The following is a 5,132-nucleotide window of genomic DNA, read 5'->3' as shown; positions in this document are numbered from 1 at the left end:
CTGAAACCGACAGTTTTGCCGTTCCCGACCACCGTCGCGTTGGCCGATTGCAGACGGTCGTTCAGTGCGGCGGCGAAGCGTCGGTCGGATCAGCTACTTTCATATTCTGCTCGTTCGTCCGCCCAACAGTCGTGGCCGTTCAGGTTCGCCCGCATCCACTTATCAAACTCATTAAAGTCGATCTCGTGAGGGTGAAGCAGCAGGCCGTTCGCCAGAGCTTGCTTTTCATGATCCACCAGCGCCTGATGAAAGGACCAAAGGGCAAGCTGTCGCCAGTTGTCGTCCTGCGAAAATGCATTCTCGTTGGCTCGATATATCTCGTTAGTTACGTTCGGGTTGTCCGATACCCTTACCATGTTTGGCCATAGGGCCTTGGTAGTTTCAAATAGCGCGATCTTGTTGATGGGCATCCCGCGCTCCTCATATCAATGGCAGCTTTTATGCCACCCGCTGCCGAAAGCGGCCAGTCAGACCCCCCCCTCACAACAACCCCTTAGCCCGCATACTCACATGCCCCTGCGCGCCCACGATGATATGGTCATGCACGGCGATGTTCAGCCGCTTGCCCGCCTCGATGATCTGCCGCGTCACGTCGATATCCTGACGGCTCGGTTCGGGCGAACCGCTCGGATGGTTGTGGACCAAGATCAGCGCCGCGGACCCCAGATCGATCGCGCGCCGGATAACCTCACGGACATAAATGGCCGCCTGGTCGATCGACCCATCGCCCATATTCTCATCACGGATCAGCATGTTGCGCGTATTCAGATGCAGCACGCGCACGCGCTCCACCCCCAGATGCGCCATGTCGGCGCGCAGATAGTCGAGCAGCGCCTGCCAACTCGCCAGCACCGGCCGCGCCGCGACTTCGTTGCGCAGCATCCGCAGTGCGCTGGCCTGCACGATCTTGATCGCGGCGACGCTGGTGTCGCCCATGCCCGGCACCCGCGCGATCGCATGCCAGTCCGCCGCCATCAGCCCGCCTATGCCGCCAAATTCGCGCAGCAACGCCTTGGCCAGCGGCTTGGTGTCGCGCCGGGGGATCGCGAGCGCCAGTAGATATTCGATCAGTTCATGATCGTGCAGCGCGTCGCCGCCCGTCTCTGCCAGCTTCTGCCGCAGCCGTGCCCGGTGGCCTGCGCCGTCATGCGTGACTTTTGCGTCCTGCTCGGCCAAGCTCGCCCCCTTGCTACCGACCATGACGCTATGCGTTGCGGAATCGCGGGGCAAGGATATTTAGGACGGGTCGGACGTTCTGGTCCCGTCACGGACCATAGAGTGTCGCACGAAAGCCGGGGTTGGCCATAAGCATGGAAGAACAGGACGGCGAAGAGGCGATTCGCCGGGGTTGGCTGCGCTGGCTGGGTGTCGGCACGGGTACGCTTGCGCTGGTGCTGGTTGGGCTGTGGACGCAGCGCGCGCCGATCGCCGAAAATTTCGTCGGCCGTGAACTCAACCGGCGCGGCGTTCGGGCCAATTACGACCTGGTCGATGTGGGACTGCGCACCCAGCGGATCGAGGATATCGTGCTGGGCAATCCCGCCAAGCCGGACCTGACCGCCGACTGGGTCGAAGTCGATATCGCCTTCACCGGCGTTACGCCCGAAGTGGCCGCGGTGCGGGCGGGGGGCGTGCGCCTCCATGGCAGCTACAAGGATGGCAAGCTGCACCTGGGCGAGCTGGACAAGTTCAGCGATCCCAATTCGACCGCGCCGTTTAGCCTGCCCGACATCCTCCTGTCGCTCACCGACGCCCGGCTGCGGCTGGATACCGACGCGGGCCAGGTCGGCCTGCGGATTGACGGCACTGGTGGGCTGCAATCCGGCTTTGACGGGAAGGTCGCCGCCGTCATGCCACGCGGGACCATGGCGGGGTGCGCGATGACCGATGGCAGCGCGTTGCTCGACATCGCCATGCGCCAGGGGCAGCCGCATTTGACCGGCCCCGTCCGCGCGGCGGCTTTTGCGTGTCGCGAGGCTGCTACGGCTATCGCGCAGCCGGTTGCCGTCCTCGACCTGACGCTCGGCAAGGCGTTTGAACGCTGGACCGGCCATGTCGATCTGTCGGGCGAAGCGCTCAAGTCCAACGGCCTGGTTCTCGCCAGCCCGGCAGGCCGCATTGATTTCGACGGCAGCACGGCCGGGTCGCAAGGCCGTGCCCGCATCAATGCGGCGACGTTGGCGGGTGGCGGGACTTTGATCGAGCAGGCCGCGCTGACCGGCGCTTGGACGTTCAAGAGCGACGAAGCGACGATGCAAGGCGATCTGTCGGGCCGCAACATTCGCCTCGCGTCGCGCGAATCGCTCGCCGCTTTCCGCGCATCGACGGCCGGCACCCCCGTCGCTCCGCTGGCAGCGCGCTTCGCCGACGCCATGGCGCGGGCAGGGGGCAACAACCAACTCCGCACGAATTTCGCGCTCGTACAACGCAGCGCCAAGGGCAGCCTCGTCCTCACCAACAGCCGCCTTGCCGCGCGCAGCGGCGCACAGGCCGCGCTCTCGCCCGATGGCCGGGTGACGCTGGGTTGGCCGGGGCAGGGGCGGACAGCGCTCGATTGGGCGCTTGACGGCGCGATCACGACGCGGGGCGGCGGCTTGCCCCAGGCCGCCCTGCGCTTGGTGCGCCGGTCCGGTGGCGGTTTCGGCGGCGACCTGTTCATTGATCCCTATGCGGCGGGCAATGCGCGCCTGGCGCTCGACCGCGTTCGTTTCACTGCTGCGTCCGATGGCACGACTCGCTTCGCCACATCGCTCCGGCTCGATGGTCCCTTGCCCGACGGCTATCTGCGCGGCCTGACGCTGCCGATCGAGGGGCAACTCGCCGCCAACGGCGCATTGCGCATCAATCCGCGCTGCGTCCCCCTCTCGGTCACTGAGGCCCGCTACGGCAGTTTCGCCATAGGCCAGACCCGCCAGACCTTGTGCCCGCTCGACGGCGGCGCATTATTCGCCATGGGGTCAGGCGGCATGAGCGGCGGTGCGGACATCCGCAAACTCGCCCTCACAGGCACCAGTGGGAACAGCCCCATGCGGCTGACCGCCGACCATGCCCGTGTCGCGCTCGGCCAGACCGGCTTCACCCTGGCCAATGCCGATCTGTCGATCGGCCCGCAGGACGCCCCGGTCCATCTCACCGCCGCCAGCCTGGACGGCCGCATGACCGCCAAGGGCTTTGGCGGCAAGGCCAGTGGCGCAGGTGGCCGCATCGGCACCATCCCGTTGATCCTCGAACAGGGCAATGGCGATTGGCGCTTCGACAAGGGCGCGCTCGCCTTCCGCGCCGCCATGACCGTGCGCGATTCGCAGGTGCCCGCCCGCTTCATTCCGCTCGCCGTGCCGGATTTCACGCTGACGATGAAGAATAGCCGGATTACCGCCACCGGCACGCTCACCGCGACACGCAATGGCGCGACCGTCGCCCGCACCGACATTGTCCATAATCTGACCAATGGCAAAGGCCATGCCGACCTGACCGTCCCCGACCTGGCCTTCGGTCCCGATCTTCAACCCGAAGATGTGACGCCGCTGGCGCTGGGCGTGGTCGCGAATGTGAAGGCCAAGGTGAACGGGCAGGGCCGGATCGACTGGACCGGCTCCAACGTCACGTCTACCGGCACCTTCCGCACCGACAATGCTAGCCTCGCCGCCGCCTTCGGTCCGGTCGAGGGGCTGAGCGGCGAATTGCGCTTCACCGACCTTATCAATCTCGTCTCCGCCCCCGGTCAGGAAGCGCGCATCCAGTCCGTCAATCCGGGCATAGAAGTGCGTGACGGCATCGTCCGCTATCGGCTCGAAGCGGGGCAGAAGGTGCGGATAGAAGGCGGCGGCTGGCCCTTTTCAGGTGGTGAGCTGGTGCTTCTTCCTACCACCATGGATTTCAGCGCGGACGTCGATCGCTACATGACCTTCCGCGTCATCGGCCTGGATGCGGGCGCTTTCATCCAGGCGATGGAATTGGACAATATCTCCGCCACCGGCACGTTCGACGGCATCATGCCGCTGATCTTCAATGCGCAGGGCGGCCGGGTCGCGGGCGGCGTACTGGTCGCGCGGCAGGAAGGCATGGCACCCCTGCTCATGCCCGAAGGCGTACTGCCCTCCATACCCTGCGACCCCGCGCGCCAGTCCGGCGTCCTGTCCTATGTCGGTCCGGTATCGAACGAGCAACTGGGTGCGATGGGCCGCATCGCCTTCGACGCGCTCAAGAATCTCCAATATAAATGTCTGACCATCCTGATGGATGGCGCGCTCGATGGGGAGATGGTCACGAATGTCGTGTTCAACGGCGTCAATCGTGGCCAGCTCGGTGGCGCACCGGCGGGCCTGGCGCGCAACTTCGTCGGCCTGCCCTTCCTGTTCAACGTCCGCATCTCCGCGCCTTTCCGCGGGCTGATGAGTACCGCCCAGTCCGTCATCGACCCGACCCAGACGATCCGCGACGAGATCGGCAAACAGGCACAGGAAAAGATGCGGGCGTTGTCAGTGGAAGGGCTTGCGGTTCAGCCTGTGGACAGCGACAAGATGGCAAACGGGGAGCCGAAATGAAGAAACACACGATCATCATGGCCGGATTGGCCGCATCGGCGCTGGGGGGCTGCATCCAGGTGAAGGCCCCCGACAAGCCGATCGAGATCAATCTGAACGTCAAGGTGCAGCAGGAAGTCGTGGTGCGCCTGCAACGCGATGCCCAGGATCTGATCCAGAATAACCCGGAGTTGTTCCCGCAATGACACGCAAGATGCTCATAATCGCCGCTGGCGCTGCCGTTGCGCTGGCCACGGGCTTCGCCATGACGGCCCCCGCCCGCGCGCAAACGGGTGCTGTCGCGTCGGCCATGGCGGCCGGAACCGTGGGCGAGCAGGCCGATGGGTATCTCGGTATCGCCGGGTCCGTCAGCGCCGATGTGCGCGCCGAGGTCGAATCGATCAACATCAAGCGCCGCGCGGCCTACACGCAGCTTGCCAGCCAGCGCGGTGTCACCGTGCAGGACGTCGCCGCCGCCACGGGTTGCCAGACGCTCAGCAGCCGGGTCAAAACCGGCCAGGCCTATCGCATTGGCGCTGGCGCATGGCAGACCAAGGGCGCAGGCGCGATCGCACTCCCTTCCTATTGCGCGACGGCAGGCTAATCTTT

At 65.4% G+C, this 5,132-nt stretch carries 5 protein-coding genes; 3 read left to right on the top strand and 2 right to left on the bottom strand.

Annotated features, from left to right (window positions below):
• Window positions 1-89: 89 nt before the first annotated feature.
• Both J2W40_RS20355 and radC read right to left on the bottom strand, forming a co-directional pair.
• The gene (locus J2W40_RS20355; RefSeq protein WP_310227777.1) at window positions 90-410 is read right to left on the bottom strand and encodes a hypothetical protein; all 321 of its coding nucleotides are present in this window, start codon (window positions 408-410) and stop codon (window positions 90-92) included.
• Between the two features lie 70 nt (window positions 411-480).
• On the bottom strand, window positions 481-1,200 hold the full coding sequence (gene radC / locus J2W40_RS20350; RefSeq protein WP_409050416.1) for a RadC family protein: 720 nt from the start codon (window positions 1,198-1,200) through the stop codon (window positions 481-483).
• Window positions 1,201-1,310: 110 nt separating this feature from the next.
• Here radC and J2W40_RS20345 point away from each other — a divergent pair, with 110 nt between their 5' ends.
• Genes J2W40_RS20345 through J2W40_RS20335 form a run of 3 tightly spaced genes read left to right on the top strand, consistent with a single transcriptional unit; the run spans window position 1,311 to window position 5,127 of the window.
• The gene (locus tag J2W40_RS20345) at window positions 1,311-4,544 is read left to right on the top strand and encodes an intermembrane phospholipid transport protein YdbH family protein (protein ID WP_310227776.1); all 3,234 of its coding nucleotides are present in this window, start codon (window positions 1,311-1,313) and stop codon (window positions 4,542-4,544) included.
• Window positions 4,541-4,729 (top strand): YnbE family lipoprotein, encoded by a 189-nt coding sequence (locus tag J2W40_RS20340; protein ID WP_069066325.1) that lies wholly within the window; start codon window positions 4,541-4,543, stop codon window positions 4,727-4,729. The genes J2W40_RS20345 and J2W40_RS20340 overlap by 4 nt, the downstream gene beginning before the upstream one ends.
• The gene (locus J2W40_RS20335; RefSeq protein ID WP_096063076.1) at window positions 4,726-5,127 is read left to right on the top strand and encodes a YdbL family probable chaperone protein; all 402 of its coding nucleotides are present in this window, start codon (window positions 4,726-4,728) and stop codon (window positions 5,125-5,127) included. Before J2W40_RS20340 ends, J2W40_RS20335 begins: the two co-directional genes overlap by 4 nt.
• Window positions 5,128-5,132: the final 5 nt, after the last annotated feature.

Source organism: Sphingobium xenophagum (assembly GCF_031457465.1).
In the GTDB taxonomy this organism is placed as follows: domain Bacteria; phylum Pseudomonadota; class Alphaproteobacteria; order Sphingomonadales; family Sphingomonadaceae; genus Sphingobium; species Sphingobium xenophagum_A.
This window is presented reverse-complemented; position numbering and strand designations above follow the sequence as displayed.

Excerpts from the sequence above, each read along its gene's own strand:
- J2W40_RS20355 (WP_310227777.1), bottom strand. The coding sequence starts at position 410 with ATGCCCATCAACAAGATCGCGCTATTTGAAACTACCAAGGCCCTATGG.
- radC (WP_409050416.1), bottom strand. The coding sequence starts at position 1,200 with ATGGTCGGTAGCAAGGGGGCGAGCTTGGCCGAGCAGGACGCAAAAGTC.
- J2W40_RS20345 (WP_310227776.1), top strand. The coding sequence starts at position 1,311 with ATGGAAGAACAGGACGGCGAAGAGGCGATTCGCCGGGGTTGGCTGCGC.
- J2W40_RS20340 (WP_069066325.1), top strand. The coding sequence starts at position 4,541 with ATGAAGAAACACACGATCATCATGGCCGGATTGGCCGCATCGGCGCTG.
- J2W40_RS20335 (WP_096063076.1), top strand. The coding sequence starts at position 4,726 with ATGACACGCAAGATGCTCATAATCGCCGCTGGCGCTGCCGTTGCGCTG.